This window comes from Phenylobacterium glaciei, assembly GCF_016772415.1.
In the GTDB taxonomy this organism is placed as follows: Bacteria; Pseudomonadota; Alphaproteobacteria; order Caulobacterales; family Caulobacteraceae; genus Phenylobacterium; species Phenylobacterium glaciei.
The window spans coordinates 3,557,934-3,584,649 of the sequence record NZ_JAGSGD010000001.1 but is presented as its reverse complement, the minus strand read 5'-3'; the positions used below and the strand labels follow the sequence as shown (position 1 = coordinate 3,584,649).

Sequence of the window (26,716 nt, the reverse complement as noted above, 5' to 3'; positions counted from 1 at the left end):
AACTCCGACATGAACGAGCACATCGTCAAATCCTACGAAGACGAGCTGAACACGCTCACGGCCGAATGCGCGCGGATGGGCGGTCTGACTGAGGCGCAGGTGGGCGACAGTATCGACGCCGTGGTCCGCCGCGACACGACCCTCGCCGAGTCCGTGGTCGGCCGCGACCAACGTCTGGATATCCTCGAAGCCGACATCGAGCGTAAGGCGATCCGGCTGATCGCCCTGCGTCAGCCGATGGCCAATGACCTGCGCAAGACCGTGGCGGCGATGAAGATCGCCATGAACCTTGAACGCTGCGGCGACCTGGCCAAGAACATCGCCAAGCGCACCCTGGTGCTCACCGAGGCCGAGCCGATGAGCCCGCTGACCCGCTCCATCGAGCGGATGGGCAAGCTGGTGCTGGGCCGACTGAAGGACGTGCTGGACGCCTACACCGCTTCGGATCTTGATCGGGCTCTGGCTGTCTGGTCCCGCGACGATGAGGTGGACGAGCACTACAACAGTCTGTTCCGCGAACTGCTGACCTACATGATGGGCGATCCGCGCACGATCACCGCCTGCGCCCACATGCTGTTCGTGGCCAAGAACCTCGAGCGGATTGGCGACCACGCCACCAATATCGCTGAGATCATCCACTACGAGATCACCGGCGTCGAGACGATCGGCTCGGCCCGGCCGAAAACCGACGACCTGCTGCGGGAAGCCTGAACATGATCCCCAATATCCTGGTGGTGGAGGATGAGGACGCCCTCTCCACGCTGTTGCAGTACAATCTTGAAAAGGAGGGCTACGACGTCGTCGTGGCCACCGACGGCGAGGAGGCTCTGACCGTGGTCAGCGAGCGCCTGCCCGACCTGATCGTCCTGGACTGGATGCTGCCCAAGGTCTCCGGCATCGAGGTCTGCCGTCGGCTGCGGCAGCGCACCGAATCCCGCAACGTGCCGATCATCATGCTGACGGCGCGGGGCGAGGAGAGCGACCGCATCCGCGGCCTGGACACCGGCGCCGACGACTACATCATCAAGCCCTTCGCCATGAGCGAGCTCTCGGCCCGCATCCGCGCGGTGCTGCGCCGCATCCGGCCGGGCCTGGCCGAAGACCGCGTCCATATCGGCGACCTGGTCATTGACCGCGTCGCCCACCGCGTGAAGCGGGCGGGCAGCGAGATTCACCTCGGCCCCACCGAGTTCCGCCTGCTGGACTATCTGATGCAGCACCCGGGGCGCGTCTTCTCCCGCGAACAGCTGCTGGACGCCGTCTGGGGCTCTGACGTCTATGTCGAGGCGCGCACGGTGGATGTCCATATCGGCCGCCTGCGCAAGGCTCTGAACCGCCAGGACGCCGAGGCCGATCCGATCCGCACCGTGCGCTCGGCGGGCTATTCCCTGGACATGGACGCCTAGATTCAGGCGCTCTGGTGAAGTCGCTCGATGTGCGCAACCTCGGCGCGTGACCCCAGCATCACCGAGATGCGCTGGTGCAGGTCGGTGACCTCGGCGTCGAGGATGGCGCCGTGGCCGTCGAAGGCCGCGCCGCCGGCCTGTTCCACGAGCAGGGACATCGGGTTGGCCTCGTACATCAGGCGCAGCTTGCCGGCCCGCTCTGGCTCGCGGGCGTCCCACGGATAGAGGAAGACCCCGCCGCGCATCATGATGCGGTGGACGTCGGCCACCATGGAGGCGATCCAGCGCATGTTGAAGTTCTTGCCCCGGGGCCCGGTTTCGCCGGCGAGGCAGACCTCGACATAGCCGCGCACCGCCGGCGCCCAGTGGCGCAGGTTCGAGGCGTTGATGGCGTATTCCTTGGTCTCGGGCGGAATGGTGATCCCGGCGCTGGTCTGCAGCCAGTCGCCGGTGTCGGGATCCAGGGTGAAGGCGTGGACGCCGTCGCCCAGGGTCAGGACCAGTGTCGTCTGCGGCCCGTAGACCACATAGCCGGCGGCGACCTGGGCGCGGCCCTTCTGCAGGAAGTCGGCCAGCGCCGCCGGGCGCGGGGCGTCCGCCATGGGGGCCGGCAGGATGGAGAAGATGGTGCCGATGGAGACGTTCACGTCGATGTTGCTGGACCCGTCGAGGGGGTCGAACAGCAGCAGGTAGCCGCCCTTGGGCGTGAGGTCGCGGACCGGATGAATGTCGTCCATCTCCTCGGACGCCATGGCGACCAAGCCGGCTGAAGCCGCGCAGCGCTGCAGCAGCATGTCGTTGGAGATGACGTCGAGCTTCTTCTGAACCTCGCCCTGGACGTTCTCGCTTTCCAGGGCGCCCATGATCTCGCCGAGCGCGCCGCGGCGAACCAGGGCGCTGATCTCGCTGCAGGTGTCCACGACCGTCACAATCAGATCGGCGAGGGCCGGTTCGGCGTCGTTGGTCGCCAGGTGGTCGCGCAGGTTGGTGGGCATCGATCATCCGCTGGAAAGCGCCCGCCGGGGGCTCGCGGACCTAAGATCACAACCGGGTGCAATGGGACAAGCCCTGGCGGCTTGACCGGCGGCGCCTGACGGGCGAAAGCGCGGGCCATGAACATCCTCCTCGTCGGTTCGGGCGGGCGCGAACACGCCCTGGCCTGGAAGATCGCGGCCTCGCCGCTCCTGGGGCGCCTGGTGATCGCGCCCGGCAATCCCGGCATGGCGGCGCTGGGCGAACTGAGGGCCATCAAAGCGACCGACGTTTCGGCCCTCGTGGCCCTTGCCAAGGAGATCGCCGCCGACCTGGTGGTGATCGGGCCCGAGACCGCCGTCGAGGCGGGCCTGGCCGACGCCTTGGCCGAAGCCGTCATTCCCTGTTTCGGACCGACGGCTTTCGCCGGCCAACTGGAGAGTTCGAAGGCCTTCACCAAGGCCTTCTGCGACCGCCACGACCTGCCGACCTCGGCCTATGGCGTCTTTGACGACGCCGCCGCCGCAAAGGCCGCCCTCGACCGCTTCAAGCCGCCCTATGTGATCAAGGCCGACGGCCTGGCGGCGGGCAAGGGCGTGGTGATCGCCGAGGATCGCGCGACCGCCGAGGCCGCCATCGACGATGTGCTGGGCGGCCGCTTCGGGACCGCCGGCGCGCGGGTGGTGCTGGAGGAGTTCCTGGTGGGCGAAATCGGCTCGCTGTTCGCCTTGTGCGATGGCAAGACCGCCATGGTGTTCGGGCAGGCCCAGGACCACAAGCGCGCCTATGACGACGAACAGGGCCCCAATACCGGCGGCATGGGGACCTATTCGCCTGCCCCGGTCTTCACGCCGGACCTGATCGACGAAACCCGCGAGCGGCTGGCCGAGCGGGCCTTCGACGGCATCGCCGACGAAGGCGCGCCCTACCACGGCGTCCTGTTCGTGGAATTGATGGCCACCGCCGACGGCCCCAAGCTGGTGGAGTTCAACGTCCGCTTCGGCGACCCGGAATGCCAGGTGCTGATGCTGCGCCTGGAGAGCGATCTCGTCCCCTACCTGCTGGCCTGCGCCACCGGGACCCTGGATCAGATGTCCACCCCGGTCTGGCGCGAGGAGGCCGCCATCTGCGTGGTGCTCGCCGCCGAGGGCTATCCCGACGCGCCTAGGACCGGCGCCGGGATCACCGGCGCCGAACAGGATTTCGGCGAGGATGTCGTGGTCTTCCACGCCGGAACCTCGCGCGGCGCCGACGGAATCCTACGCGTCAGCGGCGGTCGGGTGCTCAATGTCTGCGCCCGCGGCGCGACCCTGCAGGACGCCCGAGACAAGGCCTATGCCGCAGTGGCGAAGATCGATCTGCCGGGCGGGTTCCATCGCCGCGATATCGGCTGGCGGGTGCTCGGCAAGCCGTCCTAGATTTTCGAAGTTCCGGTACGAAGATCGCCTCTTGCCTTGCCGTGGAGGCAGGGGCGTCGGTATGGTGTTTTCAAACACGCGTAAGAGAACAAGGGGAACGCTCATGGCCGACGCAGACGAGCAGGCTCGCGAGCAGCTCAACACCGGCACCAAGGACGTCGTCGAGAGCCACAGGTTCGATGAAGCCGCCCTGGCCGCCTGGATGCAGGCCAATGTCGAGGGCTATGCCGGTCCCCTGGAAGTGCGCCAGTTCAAGGGCGGGCAGTCGAACCCGACCTACCAGCTGGTGACCCCCAGCAAGAAATACGTCCTGCGCCGCAAACCGCCGGGCAAGCTGCTGCCCTCGGCCCACGCGGTCGACCGCGAGTACAAGGTGATCACCGCCCTGCACACCACCGGCTTCCCGGTGGCCAAGTCCTGGGGGCTCTGCACCGACGACAGCGTCATCGGCACCATGTTCTACGTGATGGACATGGTGGAGGGCCGCATCCTCTGGGACCAGAGCCTGCCGCAGTACGAGCCGGCCGAGCGCCACGCCATCTACATGGCCAAGCTGAAGACCCTGGCTGACCTGCACAACACCGACTACGAGGCCATCGGCCTGGGCGATTACGGTCGGCCCGGCAACTATATGGGCCGTCAGGTCGACCGCTGGACCAAGCAGTACAAGGCCAGCGAGACCGAGCACATCGAGGAGATGGAGCGGCTGATCACCTGGCTGCCCCAGAGCCTGCCCGAGCAGGAGCGCACCTCCGTCGTCCACGGCGACTACCGCCTCGACAACATGGTGCTGCACGCCACCGAGCCGAAGGTCGTCGCGGTGCTGGACTGGGAGCTCTCGACCCTGGGTGAGCCCCTGGCTGACTTCACCTACCTGCTGATGAACTGGGTCAATGGAGGCATCGCGGCCATCCCGGACCTCAAGGCCCACGGCATTCCGACCCTGGACGAATACGTCGCCGAGTATTGCCGGCTGACCAATCGCGAGGCCCTGCACGACCTCAACTGGTTCTTCTCCTACAACATGTTCCGGCTGGCCGGGATCTGTCAGGGGATCGTCGGCCGGGCCCGCGACGGCACCGCCAACAGCCCGCAGGCCGCCGCCATGGCCCTGCGCGTGCCCCAGTTGGCCAAGGCCAGCTGGACCTACGCCCAGAAGGCCGGCGCTACGGTCTAAGCGCCAAGTCCAGCAGCGCTTCGAGGGCGTCGTCGTCCTCGAAGACCGCCGCCACCGGCCAGGCCGTGATCTTCGCGCGCCACTCAGGCGGCAAGCGCGCCCAGTCCTTTTCCGTGGTCACCAGGCCCGCCCCGAAGGTCGCGGCGCGGTCGGCCAGGCTTTGCAGGGTGCGCGCGTCATAGGCCATGTGATCGGGGAAGGGCGCGAAGTCCTTCAGGTCGCAGCCCGCCGCCTGTAGCGAGCGCTCGACCTTCCACGGCTTGCCGACGCCGGCGAACCCCACCTGCGGCCCCGACGGCGGTGGGGCGGTGGGCGCCAGCCGTGCGATCAGCACCGGCTTGCCTGGGAACATCGCCAAAAGTTCCGGATCGGGCGCCTCGAGGTCGGAGGGCAGCATCAGGATCACCGCATCGGCGCGGGCCAGGCCCACGGCCAGGGGCTCGCGCAAGGGACCGGCGGGGAAGACCGCGCCGTCGCCCAGCGGCCACTCATTGTTGCGGGTCTCGCCGTCCACGACGACGAGGGACAGGGTCTTGTTGATCGAGGGGTTCTGGTGGCCGTCGTCCATCACCAGGGCCTGGGCGCCGGCCCAGGCGGCGGCCACGGCGCCCTTGGCCCGGTCCCGCGAAATCCAGATCGGCGCGTCGGCGGCGAGCATCAGCGGCTCGTCGCCCACCTGCGCGGCGGTGTGCTTGGCGGGATCCACGAGGATAGGGCCCTCCAGGGAACCGCCATAGCCCTTGGACAGACCCTGGGCGTCCACATAGCGCGCGCGCAGCCGCTTCAGCAGTTCACGCACCACCGGGGTCTTGCCGGTGCCGCCGGCGGTGAGATTGCCGACGCAGATCACCGGCACGCCGGTCTCCACCGGAACCGCCCGCGCGATCCGCAGCGCTGTCACCGCCGCCCATATCCAGGAGACTGGGGTCAGCAGGGCGCGGGCGATCGGGGCCGGCGCATCCTCGCGCACATACCACCAGCGGGGCGTGGGCAGCTTCATGTGGGCTGCAGGGGTTCGAGCAGGGCCAGGGCCTGATCGAGGGCCCCGCCCTGCCGCTCGGCATAGGCCAGCGCCGCCTCGCCCATGCGGCGGCCGATATGGGGATAGTCGTGCAGGCCCCTCAGGTGCCGGGCCAAGGCCGCGGCGTCCGGCGCCTCGATGGCGGCGGCCTCCGCCAACAGGTCGGCATAGAGGGGGGCGGCGTTGAAGCTGTGTGGCCCGGTGAGGATCGGCCTTTCCAAGCGCGCGGGCTCCAGGGGATTGTGCCCGCCGATCCCCGGCAGGAAGGCGCCGCCCATCACCACCACGTCGGCCAGGCTGTAGAGCAGGCCCATCTCCCCCAGGGTGTCGGCGACATAGGCGGTGGTCCTGAGCGTCACCGGCTGGCTCGCGGCGCGGCGGGCGACGTTGAACCCGGCCAGGGTCAGGAGGCCTCCGACGGCGTCACCGCGCGCAGGATGGCGCGGGGCGACGACCAGCAGGGTGTCGGGCAGCGCGGCTTGGCGGAAGGCGTCGATGACGATCTCGTCCTCGCCAGGATGGGTGTTGGCGGCCAGCACCACGCGGCGATCGCCAAGGACGGCTTTGAGTGTGGCCAGTTCGGCGGCGTCGACGGGCAGCACCTCGCCGACGGTCTTCAGGTTCAGCAGCGGGCCGGTGCGGACGCCCAGGCTCTTCAGCCGCCCTTGCGTCTCCGCCTCCTGGGGCAGGATCAGATCGAAGGCGTCCAGCACCACCTTGGCGGCTGCGGGGACCCGTGCCCAGCCCTGGGCGCTGGCCTGCGTCATCCGCGCCGAGATCAGGGCCAGCTTCACCCCCCGCTCATGGGCGCCCAGGATCAGGTTGGGCCAGAGCTCGCTCTCCACCAGGACGCCTAGGTCGGGCTCCCAGTGGTCGAGGAAACGGGTGACGGCGCGTGGCGAGTCCACCGGCGCGTACTGGTGGATGACGCCTGCGGGCAGGCGCTGGGCCAGGAGTTCGGCGGAGGTGCGGGTGCCGGAGGTGACCAGCAGGGCCAGATCCGGCCGCCGAGCCTTCAGGGCGCCGACCAGGGGCAGCAGGGACATGCTCTCGCCGACGCTGACCCCGTGCAGCCAGACCAGAGGCCCCTCGGGGCGCTCGACGGTGGAGCGGCCAAGGCGCTCTTCCAGCCGCGCAGGGTCTTCCTTGCCGGCCTTCACGCGCCGTTCCAGCAGCGGCCGTACGAGCGGTTCGGCGAGGCGCAGGACAGAGGCGTAGAGCTCGAGGGCGAGCGGGCGTCTCACACGGCTTCCGCGGGCGAGAGCCGGCAGAGCTCCGCCCCGCCGGTCTCCACCTGCAGGGTGCAGTGGCCGATCTTGAACGTCTTTTCCAGGCCCTCGCAGGCGGCGTGCAGGAAGGCGTCGCAGTCGGGGTTTTCGGGCCGGGTCACGTGGGCGGTCATGGCCGTCTCGGTGGTGCTCATGGCCCAGACGTGCAGGTCATGGACATCGGTGACGCCGGGCAGGGCGTTCAGCCAGGACCGCACCTGGCCGACATCGATCCCCTTGGGGGCGGCGTCGAGGGCCAGGTTCACCGAGTCCTTCAGCAGCCCCCAGGTGCCGAGCACGATGACGGCCGCGATGGCCAGGCTCAGCGCCGGGTCGATCCACCCCAGGCCCGTCAGGGCCATGACGCCGGCGCCGATCACCACGGCCAGGCTGACGGCGGCGTCGCTGGCCATGTGCAGGAAGGCGCCGCGGACATTGAGGTCGTCGTGGCCGCGCATGAACATCAGGGCCGTGGCGGTGTTGATGACCACGCCCACCGCGGCGACGATCATCACCGGCAGGGTGGCGACGTCGGCGGGCTCGGCGAAGCGGCGGACCGCCTCTGTGCCGATCACGCCGACCGCCACCAACAGCAGGACGGCGTTGGCCAGGGAGGCCAGGATGGTGGCCTTGCGCAGGCCGTAGGTGCGGTTGGCGCTGGGCGCCCGGCGGGCGAGCACCGTCGCGCCCCAGGCCAGCAGCAGGCTCAGCACGTCCGACAGGTTGTGGCCGGCGTCGGCCAGCAAGGCCAGGGACCCCGACCACAGGCCCGCGCCGACCTCGGCCAGGACGAAGCCGAAGTTCAGCGCCACCCCGATGGCGAAGGCGCGGCCGAAATCCTTCGGCGCATGGCTGTGGCCGCCGTGCGCATGGCTGTGCGCCCCATGATCGTGATGGGCGTGATCATGATCGTGGTCGTGGTGATCGTGATTGTGATGGGCCATGACCCTATGTCTCACCGGGAGCGCGCCGGATCAATCGCCCGCCACGAGTCCTTCGGCCTTTCGGGTGGCGGCCGAAAGTCTGGCCGCCCAATCGGCGGTGAGGGCCTCGATAGCCGCGTCGTCGGCGTCGGCCGGCACGTAGTAGGGGCCTTCCCAGATCGCGGAGCCCTTGCCGAAGGGGGTGGCGACCATGGCGGTGTCCCAGCTGCCCAGCCGTGCGGCGGGGGAGGCGGCCAGGCCCACCAGCAGCACCGGCGCGCCCGTCCGCTTGGCGATCTGCAGGGCGCCAGGGGCCATAACCTCGTTGGGACCGCGCGGGCCGTCAGGGGTGACGATCAGCACCCCGCCGCCCTTCACCCAGGCCATTGCCTCGCGGAAGGCGGCGACCACGGCGCGGGCCTTGGCCGAGTCGCCCTTCTTGGCCGAGGAGGCGCGGATGGAGGGGAAGCCGTTGTGGGCCATGGCCTGGGCGAAGAACTCGCCGTCGGCGGAGGGCGACACCAGGCAGTGGGCCAGCTTGGCCTGTTTCAGCACCGGCGCCACCGTCAGCGCCACCGGGATGCGGCCGTGCCAGAGCAGGGCTATGACCCCCGGCTCGGCGGTGAGCACGGCGTTGGCGCTCTCCAGGCCTTCGTGCCGCCAGCGGACGCTGTGGCGGATCAGGCTCATGTAGCCGGCCAGGACCCAGCCCAGGAAGGCCTGCACGGCCGGGCGGCGGATGAACTTCTTCACGCCGCGGTCTCGGCCTCGAGGTCCTGGCTGCGGGCCAGGCGGGCATAGAGGCCGCGCTTCTTGATCAGGGCGTCGTGGTCGCCGGTCTCCACCACCTGGCCCCGGTCGATCACATAGATGCGGTCGGCGCCGCGCACGGTCGACAGGCGGTGGGCGATGAGGATGGTGGTGCGGCCGGCCATCAGGCGGGCGAGCGCGGCCTGGACCTGGGCCTCGCTCTCGGTGTCCAGGGCGCTGGTGGCCTCGTCCAGCAGCAGGATGGGGGCGTCCTTCAGGAAGGCCCGCGCAATGGCGATCCGCTGCCGCTGGCCGCCCGACAGCCGGGCCCCGGCCTCTCCCACCAGGGTGTCGTAGCCGGCGGGCAGGGACAGGATGAAGTCGTGGGCGGCGGCGGCGCGGGCGGCGGTCTCGATCTCGTCCTGGCTGGCGGCGGGACGCGCATAGGCGATGTTGGCGCGGATACTGTCGTCGAATAGGAAGGGTTCCTGGGTGACGAGCGCGATCTGGTCGCGCAGGGAGGCCAGCGTCACATCGCGGATGTCGGTCCCGTCGATGGTCACCCGTCCGGCGGTGGCGTCATAGAAGCGCGGGATCAGGTTCAGGATCGTGGTCTTGCCACCGCCGGAGGGGCCCACCAGGGCGACGGTCTCACCGCGATGAACCTCCAGGGTCACGTCCCTCAGGGTGGGCGGGCCGCCGGCATAGGCGAAGCCGACGTTCTCGAAGGCGATGGTGGTCTCGCCGCGCGCCAGCGGCGCGGCGCCCGGCTGCTCGCGCACCTCGGGCTCGACATCCAGGGCGGCGAACAGGCGGCGCGCGGCGCTCATCCCCTCGGCCATCACGGTGGCCAGGTTGGAAAGCTGGCGCAGGGACTGGGAGGCGAGGCCGAGCGCCAGGATGAAGGCCATGAAGGCTCCGACGTTCATGGCGCCCGATTGCGAGCGCCAGCCGGCATAGGCGATGACCGCCGCCGTGATCAGGGTCATGACCAGTTCGGTGGCCGGCGCGGCGCGGGCCCGCGCATTGGCGCCCTTCACCAGGTGCTTCTGCCGGCGCTGCACCACCTCGGCGACCCGGGCTTCCTCGTAGGATTCGCGGTTCTCGATCTTCACCACCCGCACCCCGTCCAGGCTCTCCATGATGGCGGTCGACAGCGCCGAGGTCTCGGCCATGGCGCCCTTGGCGGCTTTCGAGGTCTTCTTGGAGAACCGGCGCATGATGAAGGCGGTGATGGGGGCGGCGGCGACCAGGGTCAGCGACAGCAGCAGGTCGTTGGAGACCATCACGGTGACGGCGCCGATCACCGTCAGGGCGTGCTGGGTATAGTTGATCACGCCCGAGGTCGCCGCCTCGCGGATCAGGCTGGCGTCGTAGAGCACCGAGGAGACATAGGCTCCGGAATGCTGCGTGCGCAGGTGGGCCAGGTCTGCGCGGACCAGCTTGCCGAACAGCTGCACCTGGACGTCGCCCACCACGGCGTTGCCGATCTGGTTGACCAGGGAGGCCTGGATCACCTGGGCCAGGGCCCGGCCGATGGCCAGGGCGCCGATGGTCAGCGGCACCATCACCAGGGCGCCGGGCTTATGGTTCACCAGCAGGTCGTTGATGGCCGGCTCGAAGATCTGAACAAGCTTGGCCGACAGCACCGCCACGGCGATGGCCGCCAGCATGGCGCAGGTCCAGGCCTTCCAGCGAGGCCGCATATAGACCCCTGCGATGCGCGCGATCAGGGCGCGGGCCGAAAGCTCGGGCTCGGGGGTGGGGCCGGTCATCGTCCTGGGGTCGGCTGTCAGGGGCGGGAAGTCAAGCTTCCGGCGATGCGCTAAGATGTGGCGCCGCATGGTTGAGGGAGTGGGCCACGTGAAGATCTACGGACTGCGAATCTGGGTCGATGACATGGCTGCAGCCAAGCGGTTCTATGGAGAGACCCTGAGTCTGACAGCCAAGTGGGACATGGAGATGGCCGTCGGCTACGACCTTGGGATCGACCTGATCGTCGAGCGCGATGATGGGAGCCACGAGGGCGAGAACCTGGTGGGCCGCTTCGTTGGGACCTCGATCCAGGTGGACGATATCCAGGCGACCTACGAGGCCCTGAAGGCCAAGGGCGTGCCGTTCGTGGGGCCCCCGGAAAAGATGCCCTGGGGCGGGATCCTGGCCCACTTCAAGGACCCGGCCGGCAATACGCTCACCCTGCTGCAATAGGTGGGACCAGCCGCCGCGCTTCCGTTTGGCGGCGTCACGTCCTAGTTAGGGGCCGAACACCCGGAGCCCCCCTTGGCCGATTTCGATCTCTCCACGCCCGGCGGGCGGCTGTCGACCACGCTGAACTATCTGTGGAACGACCACGCCTATCTGCGGCTGGGCTTCTCCAACGCCCACTGGATCAGCGACGAGCTGGTGCGCACCAACCAGCCCTGGCCCTTCCAACTCGCCGAGTGGAAGCGCCGCGGCGTGAAGACCATCGTCAACCTGCGCGGCGGGTTCGACGCCAGCTTCCATGCCCTGGAGAAGGACGCCTGCCAGCGGCTGGGCCTGACCATGGTGGACTTCACCATCACCAGCCGTGAGGTCCCCAGCCGGGCGCGCGTCCATGGCGCCCAGGCGCTGTTCGAGACCATCGAATATCCGGCCCTGATGCACTGCAAGTCGGGCGCGGACCGGGCCGGGATCATGAGCGTCTTCTACATGCACTTCCGGCAGGGCAAGACGATCCGCGAGGCCCTGGAACAGCTGTCGCTCAAGTACCTGCACATCAAGCAGGGCAAGACCGGGGTGCTGGACTACACCTTCGAGCGCTACCTGGCGCAGGGCGAGCCGGCCGGCCAGAGCTTCCTGGAATGGGTCGACAGCCCCGCCTATGACGAGGCCGCGATCAAGGCCGACTTCCGCAGCCAGATGTGGGGCCGCCTGCTCACCGAGGGCGTGCTGAAGCGGGAATAGGCCTCAGCGGCCCTTGTTGAGGTTCAGATATTCCACCAGCCGCTCCTTATCGCGGCTGATCTGGTCGCCGATGGTGTTGTCCAGATCGAGCGTCGCGTAGCGGATCCAGGCCTCGGACCCCAGCTTGTCGCGGGCAAGGTTCAGGGGCGTCTTCCAGAAGTGATAGGTGGCCCAGGACAGGCCGAGGCCCAGGACCACGGCCAGGCCCTCGAACAGGCGGAAGGCCCAGGGGGCGGCGGGCATGGGGCTGCCGGTCTGGATCAGCAGCAGGGCGGCCCAGGTTCCCAGGATCAGCACCACCAGGAAGCCGCCGGCCCAGTTGATCCAGTAGCGTTCGCGGCGCACCCGCCACATCTCCACCTGGATGAACTTTTCCAGATATTCCATGCGCTGGGCCACCCACATCATCAGCCGCACCAGGTAGGCCGAGCGTGCGCCCCAAGCCTTGCCGGCGTTGACGTGGCGGGTCTCCTCCTGATCGGGGAGGGCGCGCAGGGTGGTGTAGAGGTTCTGCAGTTCCCGCGTGCGCTGGACGATCAGGCGCGACAGCTCGTAGCTGCGGTTCTCCAGGCTGATCCGGTACTGCTGGAACACCAGCGCATTGATCCCCGCGAACACCGGAAGGATCAGCAGCATGGCCACGAGGATGGCGGCGATCTGGCCGAGGCCCGCGACGCCCATGCCGCCGACGATGACCGGGCCCTCGACCGCCAGCAGCCAGAGGCCGGCCAGGGCGAGCGCAAACAGCACCCGTTTGGCGGCCACATAGCCCACCAGGGAGCCGAAGAAAGCGCGGGTGTAGCGGCTGATCACATTGCGGATGTCCCGGTCGCCCGGGAACCGCTCATCGATGCTGGCCTCGTAGAAGTCGTAGAAGCGGTCGGGCTTGCGCGCATGTTCCGAGAACGGGAACATATCCAGCGGCGTGTTGTAATAGCGGTCGATCTCGGCGCTGAGCTCGGCCTGCCGCTCAGGCGTCGGGTTGATATAGTCCGACTCCGAGATCTGACCCAGCTCATGGCGTGCGCGGTCGGGCGCCGGATCGGAACTCTCGCCGCTCATCTTGCTCATCCCATAGCCCTGGTCGCGCAGGTTACGGCATGCGCGGGCCGCGAGCCAGACGCCTCGCCGTAGACGAGAGCGTTCCTCGCCTCAGTGTTCGTGGTGATCGTCCTTGTCGGGGTCGAGCAGTTTGTGGGCATGGATGATGAAGTAGCGCATCAAGGCGTTGTCGACCGTCGACTGGGCCTTGGTCCGCCAGGCGGCGACCGCCTCGGCGTGACTGGCGTAGGCCCCAACCAGGTCGACCTTTGTCAGGTCGCGGAAGGTGTTGTGCTCAAGGTCTTCAAGTTCGCCGCCGATGACGAGGTGCAGGAGCTGCTTGTCGGGCATTGTTGAGGTTTTCCGAAGTGAATCAATTCCTCAAGGCGATATGCCCGACACGGTTAAGGATCAATGGCGCCAATCGCGGCGCCGCGCAGACAAGGCTCGGTTGCGAGGGATCTGCACGGTTGTAGGCGAAGGCCTGGCCCAGGTGGTCGCCGCAATAGGCGCCGGCCTCGCGGGCGATCAGGTCGGCGGCGGCCAGGTCCCAGTCGCTCTTGCGCACGATGGCGATGGCCGCATCGAAGGAGCCAGCGGCCACCAGGCACATGCGATAGGCCGTGGAGTTGCGGGCCTCGATCCGCATGGCGGGCCAGGGCTCCGGCCAGGCGGGATGGCCGAACATCCGCTCGTCGCCGATCATGCCGCAGCCCTCCACCAGGCCGCAGTCGCTGGCGCGGATACCGGCGTCATTGAGCTTGGCGCCCTGACCGGCGATGGCGGTGTAGGTCTCCTCGACATCGGGGGCGAAGACCACGCCGGCGATCGGCAGGCCGTCCTCCACCACGGCGATGGACACCGACCACCAGGGCCGGTCGCGGATGAAGGCCCGGGTGCCGTCGATGGGGTCCACCACGAACAGCCGGCGCTTGGCCAGCCGGTCGGCATTGTCGGCGGTCTCCTCCGACAGCCAGCCATAGTCGGGTCGCGCGGACCGTAGGCGCTCCGTCAGCAGGGCGTCGGTGGCGAGATCGGCGTTGGTGACCTGGGTCTTGTCGGACTTGATCTCGACGGTCAGGCCCTCGTCGCGCAGACGCACCGCGAGATTTCCGGCCTCCACCGCCGCGGCGACGATCAGCTCGAGATCGGCGTCCGCATCGGTCATTTCCCGGCGATGGCCAGGCCGTCCACGAGGATCGACGGCGCATTGGCCGAGCCCCGGAATTCCAGGTCCGATCCGGGGATCAGGCGGGCATAGATGTCGATCAGGTTGCCCGCCACGGTGATCTCGGCCACCGGATAGGCCAGGACGCCGCCCTCGAACCAGAAGCCCGCGCAGCCCACCGACCAGTCGCCGGTGTTGCCGTTCAGGGACGGGCCGAACATCGAGGTGATCAGCACTCCGGTCCCGGCCTGGGCCATCAGTTCGGCCTGGGTCTTGGTCCCCGGGAGCAGGGTGAGGTTGGTGGTCGAGACGCCGGGCGGACCGGCTAGGCCGCGCGAGGCGTGGCCCGTGGTCTCCAGGCCCAGCTGGCGTGCCGAGGAGGAGTTCATCAGCCAGGTGGTCAGCACGCCGTCGTCGATGATGTTCCAGGCGCGGTTAGCCACGCCCTCGTCGTCGAAGGGCGAGGAGCCCAGGCCGCGCACCTTGTGCGGGTCGTCGGTGACGTGGATGCCCTTGGAGAAGACCTGGCTGTGCAGCTTGTCCTTCAGGAAGGAGTTGCCGCGCGCGATGGCGGGACCCGAGATGGCGCCGATCAGCGGGCCGATCAGAGACATTGCCAGGCGGTTCTCGAAGATCACCGGGGCGGTGGTGGACGCGATCTTGCGGGCGCCCAGGCGGGCGGCGCCTCGGCGGCCGGCCTCGGCGCCGATGCTTTCGGGGGTCGGCAGGTCGGCCTGCCAGCGGGTGGTGCGGCCGTCATAGCCGCCTTCCATCTCGTCGCCGTCGCTGGCGATCACCGAGACCCCGATGGAGTAGCTCGACGCGCGGTGCACGCCGGAGAAGCCGCCCGACGTCACCAGCCGCCATTGGCCGGAAGAGGTCGAGGCCGAGCCGCCGTCGGAATTGCTGATGCGCGGCATGGCGCGGCCGGCGTCCTCGGCGGCCCGCGCGCGATCCTCCAGTTGCTCGGGTGTCGGCTCGGCGCCGTCATAGAGATCAAGGTCGGGGAAGGGGCCGCGGGCCAGGCGCTTGGCGTCCGCCAGGCCGGAATAGGGATCCTCCGGCGCCAGGCGGGCCATGGCCACGGCGCGCTCCACCAGCTTGGCGCGGGCCTCGGCGGAAACGTCGGAGCCGGAGACGGTGGCCTGCTGCTTGCCGACGAACACCCGCAGGCCGAGGTCGCGCGACTCCTCGCGCTCCACCTCTTCCAGCTTGCCCAGGCGGACATTGATCCCAAGGGCGGCGCGCTGGGCGCCAACGGCTTCGGCGGCGTCCGCGCCAGCCTTCAAGGCGGCGGCGACGACATCGGCTAACAGGCTCTCTTCCATCCCGTGGATATGGCCGGGTGGAGCGGCGGGGGCAAGCCCGCTTGACGAGACCCCGTCCCGCGCCGGCGACCTGCCGGACCAGACCCTGTCCCGGCTGACTTGGATCACGTCAGCCAGGATGAACTGGGTCGTGGGCTCTAGGGCCGCGCAGGGCGCTTCGGCGCCGGAAGCCCCAGAGCCAGACGCATGATTTCGAAGATGTCGGGCTGGTCGATCAGGCCATGGACGCGTTCGGCCCCCGGTCCTTGGGCGTAGAGCGCGACATCCTCCCCCGTGTGGGCGGCGCTCGACATGGGAATGGCCGCCTGGGCGACGTAGGCTGGGTCCAGGGTGTCCTTCGTGGCGGGATCGAAGCGGGTTTCGCCCGCTCCGGGAGCGCCAGGCCCGGTTTCGTAGTTCAGGATGCCGTAGGGTTTGCCGTCGGCCGCCAGTTTCGGCTTGCCGTCCGCGTCGGGAACCAGGCCCAGGATCGGACTGTTTCGCGCGCCCCCGCTGATGGTCAGGCCGTGGCTGTGATCGGCTGTGACGAGGATCAGGGTGTTGCGTGGATCCGTCATGGCCAGGGCCTGGACGATGGCGGCGTCGAACTCCACGGTTTCGTTCAGGGCCTCGTGGGCCAGGCCCACATGGTGCGCCTTGTCGATCAGGCCGCCCTCGACCATCAGGAAATAGCCCTTGGGGTTCTGCGACAGGAAGCTGATGGCGGACTTGGTCATGTCCGCAAGACGAGGCGCGTCGCTGGGCCGATCGGTTTCGCGTCTCATGTTGTTGCTGGCGAACAAGCCCAGGACGCGGCGGGTTCCGTTCGGCAAGGCAACCAGGGCCTGAGCGGTGTCGACGAATACCGATCCGGGCCGCCCGGCCCACTCGTGGGTCAGATCTCGGCCGTCCCGACGCTTGGCGGCCTTGAAGAATTCCGCGCCGCCGCCCAGGGCCAGATCGAGCCGCACGGCCTCCGGCGCTTCGACAAGCTGGCGGGCGATGTCGATACAACCCGCCGCCGCCGCCTCCGGCGGTATGACGAAATCCCCCTGCCAACTCCTTGCGCCGGTATGGGCGTAGAGGGCCGCCGGGGTGGCGTCGGTGATCGCCGCGGTGCTGACCGCGCCGGTCGAGAGGCCCCGGGCCTTGGCGAGTTCGGCCACGGTTTCAACCCGGGCCGCCAGGGCCGAGGCGCAGCTGTCGCGATCGACGCTGGCGTCAACGCCGAGCGCCCCATTGATGGTCCGCACGCCCGTCATCATGGCCGAGGCGCCGTTGGCGGAGTCGGTGACCAGGCTGTCGGCGGAGTAGGTCTTCACCAGAGCCAGGTTGGGGAATCGCTCGAAGCTCAGCCGATTGGACGCGCCGTCGGCCCCGCGCAGCTGACCCTGGTAGATCCGCGCCGCCGTCAGGGTCGAGACCCCCATGCCGTCGCCGATGAACAGGATGACGTTCTTGGCGTGGGCGGGCTCGGCCGCCGGCGCGGACCCGCAGAGGGCCAAGCCGGCGGCGAAGGCCGCAACCGCGCTACCAGCGCGTCGAAATCCGTAGGAAATACTCACGTCCGTCCACTCCCAAACCACCGGCCTCTGTGAAGGGCCGCCCGTCGTTGGAGCCGACAACCCGATCCGGACACTCATCGACCACGTTGATCACACCCGCATGAAGGCGGACGCGATCGGTGAGGTCATAGGCCGCCGAGATGTCCAGGGAGAGCTTCGACCCGAACACCTGGGTCGGACCCAGCGGCGCGGCGATCGCGCTGAGTACGTCGGCGAGGCGATAGCCAGCGCGCGTCAGGCGCCGTTCTAGGCGATGGCGTAGAACAGCAGGGCCACGCCGATGAAGACATAGGCGACCCAGGTGGCCAGGACGCCGATCACCCTCGGGAAGGAGGTGCCGCCGCTATTGGAGAGGCCGACGGCGTGCAGGCAGCGGCCGGCGAACATCACGAAGCCCGCCAGGTGAATGGCCAGGCTGGGGGCGTTGACCAGGGCCAGAACCGCAAGTCCGCACATGGCGGCAGGAACGTATTCGGTGGCGTTGCCGAAGGCGCGGATGGCCTGGGCCAGTTCCGGGATGCCCTCGTCGCCCAGCGCCACCTTGTGCTTCTGCCGCTGGCGGACCACCAGCAGGGACAGGACCAGCAGCAGGAACATGTGCAGGCCGACCCAGAGGGCGGCGGCGTTGCCCGATGTCGATGTTACGGCGTCCATGATGTCACTATCCCCGATTAGCGGCGGCAGTTGGGGTGGAAATCCCTGAAAGGGCAAGCCCTGCCGCTATTTGACGGGCGCGCCGCCGCCCGGCAGGCCGAGCCTCGACCACTTCTCGGTCACCAATTTTACCGTGGCTTCGTCCATGCCCAGCTTCTCGCCCCACTCGCGGTGGGTCTCCGGCGGCCACTTGTTGGTGGCGTCGAGGCCTACCTTCGATCCCAGCCCGCTCTCGGGCGAGGCGAAGTCGAGATAGTCGATGGGGGTGCCCTCGATCAGGGTGATGTCGCGGGCCGGATCCATGCGGGTCGACAGCGCCCACATGACGTCCTTCCAGTCGCGGGCGTCGATGTCGTCGTCCACGACGATCACCCACTTGGTGTACATGAACTGCCGCAGATAGCTCCAGACGCCCATCATCACGCGCTTGGCGTGGCCGGGGTAGGCCTTCTTCATGGAGACCACGGCGATGCGGTAGGAGCAGCCCTCCGGCGGCAGCCAGAAGTCGACGATCTCCGGGAACTGCTGGCGCAGCAGGGGGATGAAGACCTCGTTCAGCGCCTCGCCGAGCACCGACGGCTCGTCCGGCGGCCGGCCAGTGAAGGTGGTCAGATAGATGGGATTCTTCCGCATGGTGATGGCGGAGATTTGGAAAACCGGGAACTTTTCGACCGAGTTGTAGTAGCCGGTATGGTCGCCGTAGGGGCCCTCATCGGCGTATTCGTCCAGCAGGACGTGGCCCTCGATGACGATCTCGGCGTTGGCCGGGACCATCAGGGGGACGGTCTTGGCGGGAACAAGCTCCACCTTGGAGCCCCGCATCAGGCCGGCGAACTGATACTCCGACAGGGTCTCAGGAACCGGTGTCACCGCCGCCAGGATGGTGCCGGGATCGGCGCCGATCACCGCGCAGGCGGGCAGGGGCTCGCGCTTGCCGGCGCTCTTCCAGCGGCGATGGTGCTGGGCGCCGCCCCGGTGGGCCAGCCAACGCATGATGGTGCGGTCCTTGCCGATCACCTGCATGCGGTAGATGCCGAGGTTGTAATTGTCCTCGCGCTCTTGCGAAGGTCCGCGGGTGACCACCAGGGGCCAGGTGATCAGGGGGGCGGGCTCGCCGGGCCAGCAGGTCTGGATCGGCAGCTTGGAAAGGTCGATCTGGTCGCCGGTCCAGACGATCTCCTGCACCGGCGCCTTCTTCACGATGGCCGGCCGCATGGACATCACGGTCTTGGCCAGCGGCAGCATGTCTAGGGCGTCCTTCAGGCCGCGGGGCGGCTCGGGCGCGCGCAGGAAGGCCAGCAGTTCGCCCACCTCCCGCAGGTCGGCGGCCGTGGTGCGTTCGCGCCCGTCCAGGGTGACGCCCATGGCCACCCGTTTGACGGTGCCGAACAGGTTGACCAAGCAGGGCATGCCCGACGGCTCGCCGTCGGCGCGGGTGACATTCTCAAATAGGACCGCTGGCCCGCCCGTGGCCAGCAGCCGGCGTTGGATCTCGGTCATCTCAAGGACCGATGAGACCGGCTCGGTGACGCGCACCAGCTCGCCCGCGGCCTCCAGCTTGGCGATGAAATCCCGCAGGGACCGATAGGCCATGTGCTCTCCGAAACAGTTGGCCGGAAGCTAGGGCCGAGCCTTGCGTCTGTCACCCTTTGCGGCGCGAGACGGGAGGGGTAAAATCAAAGCCATGAAACGCCTCGACCTCGACGACCTTCCCCCCAAGCTCGCTCATCTGCTCACCGGCCTGGCCGAGGGGGAGGAACTGCTGCTGGTCCAGGACGGCATGGTGGCAGGCCACCTGACCGGCGGCGCGCCCGTGGCCAAGGCCGGCGAGAGCGAACCGGAACCGCCGCCCGAGGAACAGGCCAAGGAAATCTTCGAGCAGTTCCGCTCGATGATGGAGGACGAGTTCTAGAGCCTGATCCGTTGAGGTGGAATCGCTTCGCGATTCCGCCGATGCGGTGAATCAGGCTCCAGATTTAAGCGAGAGCATGATTCACGCTTCAGCCGGGACCGCGACGCGGTTCCGTCTAAAACGATCATGCTCTAGGCCCTGGCCGCGTCGAATTCCTTGATCAGCTTCTTCGGCGCGATCTCGCGCCACTTGCGGTCCAGGAAGTTGCGGAACGACCCGGGATGCAGGGTCTCGATGCGGGCCAGCACGCTGGGATAGTCCTTGTAGTGCGGGGTGGTGTGGAAGGTGGCGGGCTCGGCCTCCATCAGCATGTCGCGCTCGTCGAAGCTGACGCCGGTGAGCACGACGCTCTGATCCTCGCGGCGCAGGCGGGTGAAGAACTTGCCGTGCACCTTGTAGGCGGGCGCGCCATAGGACTCGCCCTCCTCGGCGCCGGGAAACGACAGGATGATCTCGCGCATCTCGTCGGGTGTCATGGCTCTCTCCGTTCCTTGAGCGAAGGCTCGCCCTGAGCGCCGCCGCCGTCAATTGCGTCGTGGGCCCGGCCTTGCCCGCGATGCCGCGCCGTCGCCGCCGGAGGACACTGCGCAGGGCGCCCGACCCCACCTTCTACAAGCCGACCGCAATCTCGGTTTCGCAGAACAGGGAATCCATCAGTAGCCGAGCGCTACCCCGTCCTTGCGCATCTCGGTGGCCGCGGCATAGCGGCCGGGCCAGCGCTCGATGGCCTGGTAGCCGCCATAGCCGCCGGGTTCGGGCGCCAGCACCCAGCCGATCTTGGCCAGGGCCTGCCTGGTGGCCTCAGGCACGCCGCTCTCCAGGTTGAGCACACCCACCCCCTGCTGCGCCTCGCCGGTGGGTTCGGTGGAGCCGCCGTGGTGCCAGCGTGGCGAGTCGCCGGCCTCCTGAACGCCCAGGCCGAAGTCCACCATGTTGGAGATGATCTGGGCCTGGCCCTGGGGCTGCATGTCCCCACCCATGACGCCGAAGGACAGCCACGGCTGGTCCCCCTTGGTCGCGAAGCCCGGGATGATGGTCTGGAAGGGCCGCTTGCCCGGGGCGTAGATATTGGGGTGGCCGTCGGTCAGGGCGAACAGCTCGCCGCGGTCCTGGAACATGAAGCCCAGGCCGTCGGGCATCAGACCTGAGCCCATGCCGCGATAGTTGGACTGGATGATGGAGACCATCATGCCGTCGGCGTCGCTGGTGGTGAAATAGGTGGTGTCGCCGTGGCTGGGCGCCTGGCCGGGATTGACCGGGGTCAGGATGGCGTCAGGGCGGATGAGCTTCGCGCGCTCCTTGGCGTAGGCCTTGGAGATAAGCCACTCGGTGGGGATCTTGGCGAAGTCGGGATCGGCGTAGTAGCGGGCACGGTCCTCGAAGGCCAAGCGCTTGGCCTCGACGCTGTGGTGGATCGCGGCGGCCGACTGGAAGCCCATCACCTTGAGGTCGAACTGCTCCATGATGTTCAGCGCCTGCAGGCTGGCCAGCCCCTGACTGTTGGGGGACAGGCCCCAGACGTCGACGCCGCGATAGTTGACCTTGTGCGGCGGGTCCCAGCGGCTGTGGTGGGCGGCCAGATCGGCCTTGGTCATCCAGCCGCCGATGCGTTTGAAGTAGCGCTCGATGGTGGTGGCGATCTCGCCCTCGTAGAAGCCGTCGCGGCCGCCATAGGCGATCAGGCCGTAGGTGCGGGCCAGCGCCGGATTGCGGAACACCTCGCCTTCCTTCGGCGTCTTGCCGTCGGGCGCCCAGATCGACTTGAAGTTCTCCACCTCCTCCAGGCCGGCGCCGGGCTTGGTGAAGTTGGTGAGCGAGCGGTCCAGATAGTAGGCGACGTTCTGGGTGACCGGCGCGCCCTCTTCGCAGTGGGTGATGGCGGGCTTGAACAGGTCCTTCCACGCAAGCTTCCCGTAGCGCTGGTGCAGGGTCCACCAGGCGTCGACCGCGCCCGGCACGCTGACCGAGACGGCGCCGTAGGATGGGATCAGGCCGTTCCTGGCGCGGCCGCGAACGGTCTCCAGGGAAAGACCCTTGGGGCTGCGGCCCGAGCCGTTGAGGCCCACCACCTGTTTGGTCTTCGGGTCCCACAGCATGACGAAGCAGTCGCCGCCGACCCCGCAGGAGATCGGCTCGACGAAGCCCAGCACAGCGTTGGCGGCGATGGCCGCGTCCACCGCCGAGCCGCCGGCCTTCAGGATCTCGATGGCGGCCAGGCTGGCCAGGGGATGGGCCGTGGCCGCCGCGCCATGGACACCCCAGGCGGCGCTGCGGCTGGCGAAGGTGGCGCCGTCCACCCGGTCGCCGCCGTGCACGTCGGGGCGGTTGCGGTTGGGATTGTCGGACCGGGCGTCGGCCAGGGCGCGGGTGGCGAGCGCCGCGGCGGGCAGGGCGGCGAGGAAGGTGCGGCGGCGCATGCGGACTCCTAGACTGGCCGCCACTATGGCGCCGGTCTCAGGCCTGAGTCAGATTTTCCGTGGGCAGGGTCCTCTAGCACCATCGATATCAGGGTGCGGCTTGCAGGTTCAGAAAGTCCAGGGCGTCGCCGATGGGGATGAAGAAGTTTAGCGTCGCGGGCTCGCCGTCCTCCCGGTGACCCCAGTCGGTTATGCCGATCACGGCGCCCTTTTCGTTCAGCAGGGGGCCGCCGCTGTTGCCGTGCGCCACCGCCACGTCGCTTTGGATGAAGGTGAACCCCTCGAAGATGCGATTGGCCGAGACGATGCCCTTGGTCACCGTGGTCTGAAACTTGAGGTCCAGCGGCGTCCCGACCGCGAACACTGTCGCGCCGGGAGCGGGGGAGCCGCGGTGGACATAGAGCGGCTGGCGCCCGTGCGGATTGGTGCGGATGAGCGCGACATCTCGGGCCTTGTGCCTGCGGACGACCTCCCCGTCGCTCTCGAAGCCGTCGGACCAGCGGATGCGGACCTTGGTGTCCTTGCCCACGACATGCTCGTTGGTGATAATATAGCCGTCGGCCGACACGAGGAAGCCAGTCCCATGGCCGGCCCCAGCCAGGACGGCGACCACCGCACCCGACGCCTCGGGAATCGCTTTCGCGCCGGGCGCCGCGCCCGTCAGCACGATGAGATTGTTTGACTGCGGCTTCTGCTCCTGAGCCGCCTGTTCAGCGTCCGCCACGAAGATTGTGCGGAACGCTTCTGACTCGGTCAGGGCGCGGACATTCTCCCGGAAGGCGCCCACCATCAGGGGGTTTATGACCCCGTCTCTTTGGAACCGGTCAATGGCGAAGGCGCCGCTGGTGGGGATGGTGGCCACCACCTTTCGCTGCAGCTTCGAATAGACCTGCCATTCGATCGTGAAGGACATCGAGCCCTTTTCGCGGTGGGAAACGTACTCGGATTCGGCGCTGCAAGCGTCCGCCGTCATACCTTTCACGCGTGCGCCGATGGTGAACTCGCCCGCGGAATCGGCCTCGTTGTCGAAAAGATCGTCGCTTCCGCTCTCGAACCCTGCGGCCCGCACTTCCCGTCGGAAAGTGTCTGGGAAGATGTTGTCGCTGACCTGCATGCGGCCTTCACGCCACTTCAGCTTCGACCATGGAATGCAAAGAAGCCCGCCCCGCCAATCCCCCAGCACTTGGCCCGGCGGAATATCGAAGACGACGCGCGCCAGATTCACCGGCAGGGTTTTCGAGCCGACAGATATTGGCTGGGCCATCGCCGGCCCGGCCATCAGCGCCAGCAACAATCCAACGAAGGCCACGCGACGCATACTCAGCCCCCCAGCTATCCGACTGGAATTACAGCACAGGCTCCACGCCCAACTCAATCCTCGGTGAAGACCGCCAGCTCATTCCCGCTGGGGTCGCGGAAGTGGAACCGCCGGCCGCCGGGGAAGCTGAAGATCGGCTTGACGATCGCCCCGCCAGCCGCGCTCACCTTGGCCAACATCGCCTCGATGTCGGTGGTGAAGATCACCACCAGGGGCGCGGCCGGCGCCTCGGCCGGATCGGCCTGGAAACCGCCGTCGAGGCCTGCGTCGCCGAAGGCGGCATAGGTCGGGCCGTAGTCGGTGAAGGTCCAGCCGAAGGCCTGGCCGTAGAAGCTCTTGGTGGCGGGCAGGTCCGCGCCCGGCAGCTCCACATAGTCGATCTTGCCGTCTTCGCGCATTTCGGTCGCCGCTTTCAGTTCTGTGTTTGTTCCCTTTTAGAAGGTCAGGCCGCGAGAGTCCAGACGGAGGTTTTCTTGACCTCCTGGTCCTCCAGCTCGCGGGTGGTGGCCACCTGGTACTCGGCCAGCTTGGTGAGGCCCGAGCGCGGGAAGTAGGAGCGCCCCGGATCGCCGATCAGGACGGCGGTCCCCCGCGCCCGCGCCTGCGCCAGCCAGGCCATCACCGCGTCGGCCATGGGCTTTTCGTAGCAGATGTCGCCGGCCAGGATGACGTCGGCGGCGGGGGCTGGGGTGTCGAGCAGGTTGGCGTCGGTGAAGTCCACGGCGACCCCATTGGCCTTGGCGTTGAGGGCCAGCGCCGCGCCGCAGAAGCCGTCGATGTCGGCGGCCAGGACGTGGGTCGCGCCGGCCTGCATGGCGGCGATGCCGACGATGCCGGAGCCCGAGGCAAAGTCGATCACCCGCTTGCCGGCGACCAGCTTGGGATTGTCCAGGATGTAGCGCGCCAGGGCCTGGCCGCCGGCCCAGGCGAAGGCCCAGAAGGGCGGCGGCAGGCCGATCTCGGCCAGGGCCTCCTCGGTCATCTTCCAGATCGGGGTGATCTCATCGGCGAGATGCAGCTGCAGCTCCGGGGTGTGGGGCGGGGTCTGCAGCCGGGTGTTTTCGAGGATGAAGGCGCGGCGGCCCTCGAAACTGGGATCGATCATCCCCTCGCTTAGCCGGACGCCTTACCTGCCGCCAGAGCCAGCACCTTCAAATACCCGCCCGGCTCCACCAGCATGCCGTCGGTTATTCCGGCCTTCGCCAGCGCCCGGTGCGCGCGGGGCAGCTGGTAGCAGGGCAGGTGCATGAACATGTGATGTTCGCAGTGGTAGTTCACATAGTAGGGGGCCAGCAGGGCGCGCTCGATCAGGTTGGCCTTGGTGGTCCGGGCGTGGCGCAGGGGATCGGGCTCGTCCTTGGCGATGCAGGCGTGCTCGGCGATGTTCCTCAGCCGCGTGATCATCGGATACCAGGTGGCCTGGGGCAGGACCCACAGCACTGGCCAGGCCCACCAGGCGCCGAAGGGGGCGCCGAGGGCGGTGATGACCAGGCCGCCCAGCAGCCAGCGGCGCTTGCGGCGGACCTCTTCGGCCAGGATCGGAGCCAAGGGTTCGCCCGGCTTGCGGGCCTTCAGCCGGGCGACCAGGTCGCCGAACCGCTGCTTGAAGAAGGTCTGGCCGGTGAGGTCGCGCACCAGCTTGCGCCGCAGGGACACTCGCGTGATCGGGAAGGGCGCCGAGAGGCCAAGGTCCGGGTCTTCCGCCTGCTGGGCGAAGCGGTGGTGGGTCAGGTGATAGGGGCGATAGCGGGCCAGGCCGCCGCCGGTCATCCACTCGCCGGCCCAGTCGTTGACCTTGAGGTTCTTGTGCAGGGCCCCGTGGGCGGCGTCATGCATCAGGATGGCCAGGCCCAGCTGCCGGCCGCCGATGATCATGACAGCCAGCGGCAGGGTCAGGGGCCAGACCACCACCATGGCCCCGGCCGCCAGGATCACGATCCAGGCGTGGGCGACGAGCGCCAGGCCGCGCCAGTTGGAGTGTGCGGCGAGGCGCGCCCAGGTCTCGGGCGGGAAATAGGTCTTGGGATCGACGCGGGCTGCGGCTGCCATGGCGACATAGTCCCACAAAACGTCGTGACGAAACAGCGTGACCCTAGGTCACGACGGCGGTTGGGGAACCGGCGGCCATGTCCTAGGCTGGAGCCTCGTCGCCTGGAGATCAGCATGCGCCAACGCCTCGCCGTCCTCACCCTCGCCGCGGCCCTCCTGGGCACGGGCGCCCAGGCCGCCAGCTTCAACTGCGCCCGGGCCCGCAGCCCCGACGAGAAGGCGATCTGCGGCAGCCTGACCCTGAACGACCAGGATGTGAGGCTGGCCCAGCTGTACGATATCACCCGCCACCTGGTGGCCATGGGGGGGCGTGGCGCGATCCAGGACGACCAGCAGGCCTGGCTGCAGAGCCGGCGCGCCTGCGGCGCCAACCGCGCCTGCCTGACCAAGTCCTATAGCCGCCGGATCGGCGAGCTGAACAAGGTGCTGGACCACGTCTACAGCCAGGGGCCGTTCTAGATACTGGAGGCCGGCCCCGACCACATGCCGGCGGCCATGGCCATCACCAGCAGCAGGCCGGCCAGGCTGTTGGACTTGAAGAGCGCCAACGCGGCCACGCCATCCTTCACGTCCAGCCGGGCGGCCTGCCGCGACAGGTGGACGCCGAACAGGGCGGCCGGCGGCAGGAAGAGGGGGCCGAGCCCTCCGACCCAGGCGGCGGCGAGCGCCAGGACGAAGGCCGCCACATAGAAGCCCAGCACCGCCTTGGGGGCTGCGTCGCCCAGCCGCAGGGCCGAGGACTTCACGCCGGCGAGCGCATCGTCCTCCAGGTCCTGGACCGCGTAGATGGTGTCGTAGCCCAGGGTCCAGAAGAAGCCCGAGGCATAGAGCAGGCCGGCGGGCCAGGACAGGTGGCCGGTGGCGGCGGCATAGCCCAGCAGGGCGCCCCAGTTGAAGGTGAGGCCCAGCCAGGCCTGCGGCCACCAGGTGATCCGCTTCATGAAGGGATAGGCGGCCACCAGACCCAGCGACGCGACGCCCAGCGCGATGGCGACCCAGCCCATGGTCAGCAGGATGGCCAACGAGACCAGGGCGCAGGCGACCACGAAGGCCCAGGCCTGCTTGACGCTGATCTGGCCCGACGGGATCGGGCGGCCCGCGGTGCGGGCCACCTTGGCGTCGAAATCGCGGTCGACGATGTCGTTATAGGCGCAGCCGGCGGCGCGCATCAGGGCCGCGCCGAGGAAGAATTCCAGCATCAGCACGGGGTTCGGCGCCTGACGCTCCATGGCGGCGGCCAGCGCGATCCCCTGCCAGCCCGGCAGCATCAGCAGCCAGATGCCGGTGGGCCGGTCGAAGCGTCCCAGCTTCAGCCACGGGCGCAGAGCTGCGGGCGCATAGCGGTCCACCCAGTTGGTGGGGGTGGCGTCGGGGAGGTGGTCAGTGGCGGTCATCTTGGCCCCT

At 68.5% G+C, this 26,716-nt stretch carries 28 protein-coding genes; 8 read left to right on the top strand and 20 right to left on the bottom strand.

Annotated elements, in window-relative coordinates; translation table 11 throughout:
- Nucleotides 1–9 precede the first annotated feature (9 nt).
- Together phoU and phoB are read left to right on the top strand one after the other, a co-directional pair.
- A complete protein-coding gene (gene phoU, locus JKL49_RS17715) occupies nucleotides 10–711 on the top strand; it encodes a phosphate signaling complex protein PhoU (RefSeq protein ID WP_215342250.1) in 702 nt (233 codons plus the stop codon).
- A gap of 2 nt (nucleotides 712–713) precedes the next feature.
- Nucleotides 714–1,406, top strand: a complete 693-nt coding sequence (phoB, locus tag JKL49_RS17710; protein WP_215342248.1) for a phosphate regulon transcriptional regulator PhoB — start codon at nucleotides 714–716, stop codon at nucleotides 1,404–1,406.
- A gap of 2 nt (nucleotides 1,407–1,408) precedes the next feature.
- Here the strand turns inward: phoB and JKL49_RS17705 are convergent, their stop codons facing one another.
- Nucleotides 1,409–2,401, bottom strand: a complete 993-nt coding sequence (locus tag JKL49_RS17705; protein WP_215342246.1) for a class 1 fructose-bisphosphatase — start codon at nucleotides 2,399–2,401, stop codon at nucleotides 1,409–1,411.
- A gap of 117 nt (nucleotides 2,402–2,518) precedes the next feature.
- Between JKL49_RS17705 and purD the strand changes: the two genes are divergently transcribed.
- On the top strand, nucleotides 2,519–3,796 hold the full coding sequence (gene purD / locus JKL49_RS17700) for a phosphoribosylamine--glycine ligase (RefSeq protein WP_215342244.1): 1,278 nt from the start codon (nucleotides 2,519–2,521) through the stop codon (nucleotides 3,794–3,796).
- A gap of 103 nt (nucleotides 3,797–3,899) precedes the next feature.
- Nucleotides 3,900–4,973, top strand: a complete 1,074-nt coding sequence (locus tag JKL49_RS17695; protein ID WP_215342242.1) for a phosphotransferase family protein — start codon at nucleotides 3,900–3,902, stop codon at nucleotides 4,971–4,973.
- On the opposite strand, the gene lpxK is transcribed toward JKL49_RS17695, so the two are convergent.
- Genes lpxK through JKL49_RS17670 form a run of 5 tightly spaced genes read right to left on the bottom strand, consistent with a single transcriptional unit; the run spans nucleotide 4,963 to nucleotide 10,710 of the window.
- Nucleotides 4,963–5,973, bottom strand: coding sequence for a tetraacyldisaccharide 4'-kinase (gene lpxK, locus JKL49_RS17690; RefSeq protein ID WP_215342240.1), 1,011 nt, complete (start codon nucleotides 5,971–5,973; stop codon nucleotides 4,963–4,965). The two genes, JKL49_RS17695 and lpxK, sit on opposite strands and share 11 nt — an antisense overlap.
- Nucleotides 5,970–7,238, bottom strand: a complete 1,269-nt coding sequence (locus tag JKL49_RS17685) for a 3-deoxy-D-manno-octulosonic acid transferase (protein WP_215342238.1) — start codon at nucleotides 7,236–7,238, stop codon at nucleotides 5,970–5,972. Before JKL49_RS17685 ends, lpxK begins: the two co-directional genes overlap by 4 nt.
- Nucleotides 7,235–8,206 carry a cation diffusion facilitator family transporter gene (locus JKL49_RS17680; protein WP_215342236.1) on the bottom strand — a complete coding sequence of 324 codons (972 nt, stop codon included), beginning with the start codon at nucleotides 8,204–8,206 and terminating at the stop codon, nucleotides 7,235–7,237. The genes JKL49_RS17685 and JKL49_RS17680 overlap by 4 nt, the downstream gene beginning before the upstream one ends.
- A 30-nt stretch (nucleotides 8,207–8,236) precedes the next feature.
- Nucleotides 8,237–8,938 (bottom strand): lysophospholipid acyltransferase family protein, encoded by a 702-nt coding sequence (locus tag JKL49_RS21070; protein WP_215342234.1) that lies wholly within the window; start codon nucleotides 8,936–8,938, stop codon nucleotides 8,237–8,239.
- Nucleotides 8,935–10,710 carry an ABC transporter ATP-binding protein gene (locus JKL49_RS17670; protein WP_215342231.1) on the bottom strand — a complete coding sequence of 592 codons (1,776 nt, stop codon included), beginning with the start codon at nucleotides 10,708–10,710 and terminating at the stop codon, nucleotides 8,935–8,937. Before JKL49_RS17670 ends, JKL49_RS21070 begins: the two co-directional genes overlap by 4 nt.
- An 88-nt stretch (nucleotides 10,711–10,798) precedes the next feature.
- Between JKL49_RS17670 and JKL49_RS17665 the strand changes: the two genes are divergently transcribed.
- Both JKL49_RS17665 and JKL49_RS17660 read left to right on the top strand, forming a co-directional pair.
- Nucleotides 10,799–11,143, top strand: a complete 345-nt coding sequence (locus tag JKL49_RS17665; RefSeq protein WP_215342229.1) for a VOC family protein — start codon at nucleotides 10,799–10,801, stop codon at nucleotides 11,141–11,143.
- Between the two features lie 72 nt (nucleotides 11,144–11,215).
- On the top strand, nucleotides 11,216–11,881 hold the full coding sequence (locus JKL49_RS17660; protein ID WP_215342227.1) for a fused DSP-PTPase phosphatase/NAD kinase-like protein: 666 nt from the start codon (nucleotides 11,216–11,218) through the stop codon (nucleotides 11,879–11,881).
- A 3-nt stretch (nucleotides 11,882–11,884) separates the two neighbouring features.
- Here the strand turns inward: JKL49_RS17660 and JKL49_RS17655 are convergent, their stop codons facing one another.
- From JKL49_RS17655 to JKL49_RS17625, 7 genes are all read right to left on the bottom strand, one after another.
- Nucleotides 11,885–12,952, bottom strand: a complete 1,068-nt coding sequence (locus tag JKL49_RS17655) for a hypothetical protein (RefSeq protein WP_215342226.1) — start codon at nucleotides 12,950–12,952, stop codon at nucleotides 11,885–11,887.
- A gap of 81 nt (nucleotides 12,953–13,033) precedes the next feature.
- Nucleotides 13,034–13,273 carry a DUF4170 domain-containing protein gene (locus JKL49_RS17650; RefSeq protein WP_215342224.1) on the bottom strand — a complete coding sequence of 80 codons (240 nt, stop codon included), beginning with the start codon at nucleotides 13,271–13,273 and terminating at the stop codon, nucleotides 13,034–13,036.
- Between the two features lie 22 nt (nucleotides 13,274–13,295).
- Nucleotides 13,296–14,090: a 3'(2'),5'-bisphosphate nucleotidase CysQ gene (locus JKL49_RS17645; protein WP_215342222.1), complete on the bottom strand. Its 795-nt coding sequence runs from the start codon at nucleotides 14,088–14,090 to the stop codon at nucleotides 13,296–13,298.
- Nucleotides 14,087–15,418, bottom strand: coding sequence for a TldD/PmbA family protein (locus JKL49_RS17640; protein WP_215342220.1), 1,332 nt, complete (start codon nucleotides 15,416–15,418; stop codon nucleotides 14,087–14,089). Before JKL49_RS17640 ends, JKL49_RS17645 begins: the two co-directional genes overlap by 4 nt.
- Before the next feature lie 137 nt (nucleotides 15,419–15,555).
- On the bottom strand, nucleotides 15,556–16,962 hold the full coding sequence (locus JKL49_RS17635) for an alkaline phosphatase (protein WP_215342218.1): 1,407 nt from the start codon (nucleotides 16,960–16,962) through the stop codon (nucleotides 15,556–15,558).
- Between the two features lie 246 nt (nucleotides 16,963–17,208).
- The gene (locus JKL49_RS17630; RefSeq protein ID WP_215342216.1) at nucleotides 17,209–17,616 is read right to left on the bottom strand and encodes an MAPEG family protein; all 408 of its coding nucleotides are present in this window, start codon (nucleotides 17,614–17,616) and stop codon (nucleotides 17,209–17,211) included.
- Nucleotides 17,617–17,682: 66 nt separating this feature from the next.
- Nucleotides 17,683–19,209, bottom strand: coding sequence for a UbiD family decarboxylase (locus tag JKL49_RS17625; RefSeq protein ID WP_215342214.1), 1,527 nt, complete (start codon nucleotides 19,207–19,209; stop codon nucleotides 17,683–17,685).
- A gap of 91 nt (nucleotides 19,210–19,300) precedes the next feature.
- On the opposite strand from JKL49_RS17625, the gene JKL49_RS17620 reads away from it, so the two are divergent.
- Nucleotides 19,301–19,528: a hypothetical protein gene (locus JKL49_RS17620; protein WP_215342212.1), complete on the top strand. Its 228-nt coding sequence runs from the start codon at nucleotides 19,301–19,303 to the stop codon at nucleotides 19,526–19,528.
- 131 nt (nucleotides 19,529–19,659) lie between these two features.
- On the opposite strand, the gene JKL49_RS17615 is transcribed toward JKL49_RS17620, so the two are convergent.
- The 6 genes from JKL49_RS17615 to JKL49_RS17590 form a co-directional block, all read right to left on the bottom strand.
- The gene (locus JKL49_RS17615) at nucleotides 19,660–20,004 is read right to left on the bottom strand and encodes an MmcQ/YjbR family DNA-binding protein (RefSeq protein ID WP_215342210.1); all 345 of its coding nucleotides are present in this window, start codon (nucleotides 20,002–20,004) and stop codon (nucleotides 19,660–19,662) included.
- 177 nt (nucleotides 20,005–20,181) lie between these two features.
- Nucleotides 20,182–21,945, bottom strand: a complete 1,764-nt coding sequence (gene ggt, locus JKL49_RS17610; RefSeq protein ID WP_215342208.1) for a gamma-glutamyltransferase — start codon at nucleotides 21,943–21,945, stop codon at nucleotides 20,182–20,184.
- 88 nt (nucleotides 21,946–22,033) lie between these two features.
- Complete coding sequence (locus JKL49_RS17605) at nucleotides 22,034–23,263, bottom strand: S1C family serine protease (RefSeq protein WP_215342206.1); 1,230 nt, start codon at nucleotides 23,261–23,263, stop codon at nucleotides 22,034–22,036.
- A 53-nt stretch (nucleotides 23,264–23,316) separates the two neighbouring features.
- On the bottom strand, nucleotides 23,317–23,661 hold the full coding sequence (locus tag JKL49_RS17600) for a VOC family protein (RefSeq protein WP_215342204.1): 345 nt from the start codon (nucleotides 23,659–23,661) through the stop codon (nucleotides 23,317–23,319).
- A 44-nt stretch (nucleotides 23,662–23,705) separates the two neighbouring features.
- Complete coding sequence (locus JKL49_RS17595) at nucleotides 23,706–24,368, bottom strand: class I SAM-dependent methyltransferase (RefSeq protein WP_215342202.1); 663 nt, start codon at nucleotides 24,366–24,368, stop codon at nucleotides 23,706–23,708.
- Nucleotides 24,369–24,376: 8 nt separating this feature from the next.
- On the bottom strand, nucleotides 24,377–25,312 hold the full coding sequence (locus JKL49_RS17590; protein ID WP_215342200.1) for a fatty acid desaturase family protein: 936 nt from the start codon (nucleotides 25,310–25,312) through the stop codon (nucleotides 24,377–24,379).
- Between the two features lie 114 nt (nucleotides 25,313–25,426).
- Between JKL49_RS17590 and JKL49_RS17585 the strand changes: the two genes are divergently transcribed.
- Complete coding sequence (locus JKL49_RS17585; RefSeq protein ID WP_215342199.1) at nucleotides 25,427–25,771, top strand: lysozyme inhibitor LprI family protein; 345 nt, start codon at nucleotides 25,427–25,429, stop codon at nucleotides 25,769–25,771.
- Here JKL49_RS17585 and ubiA read toward each other — a convergent pair.
- On the bottom strand, nucleotides 25,768–26,706 hold the full coding sequence (gene ubiA, locus JKL49_RS17580; RefSeq protein ID WP_215342197.1) for a 4-hydroxybenzoate octaprenyltransferase: 939 nt from the start codon (nucleotides 26,704–26,706) through the stop codon (nucleotides 25,768–25,770). The two genes, JKL49_RS17585 and ubiA, sit on opposite strands and share 4 nt — an antisense overlap.
- Nucleotides 26,707–26,716 lie beyond the last annotated feature (10 nt).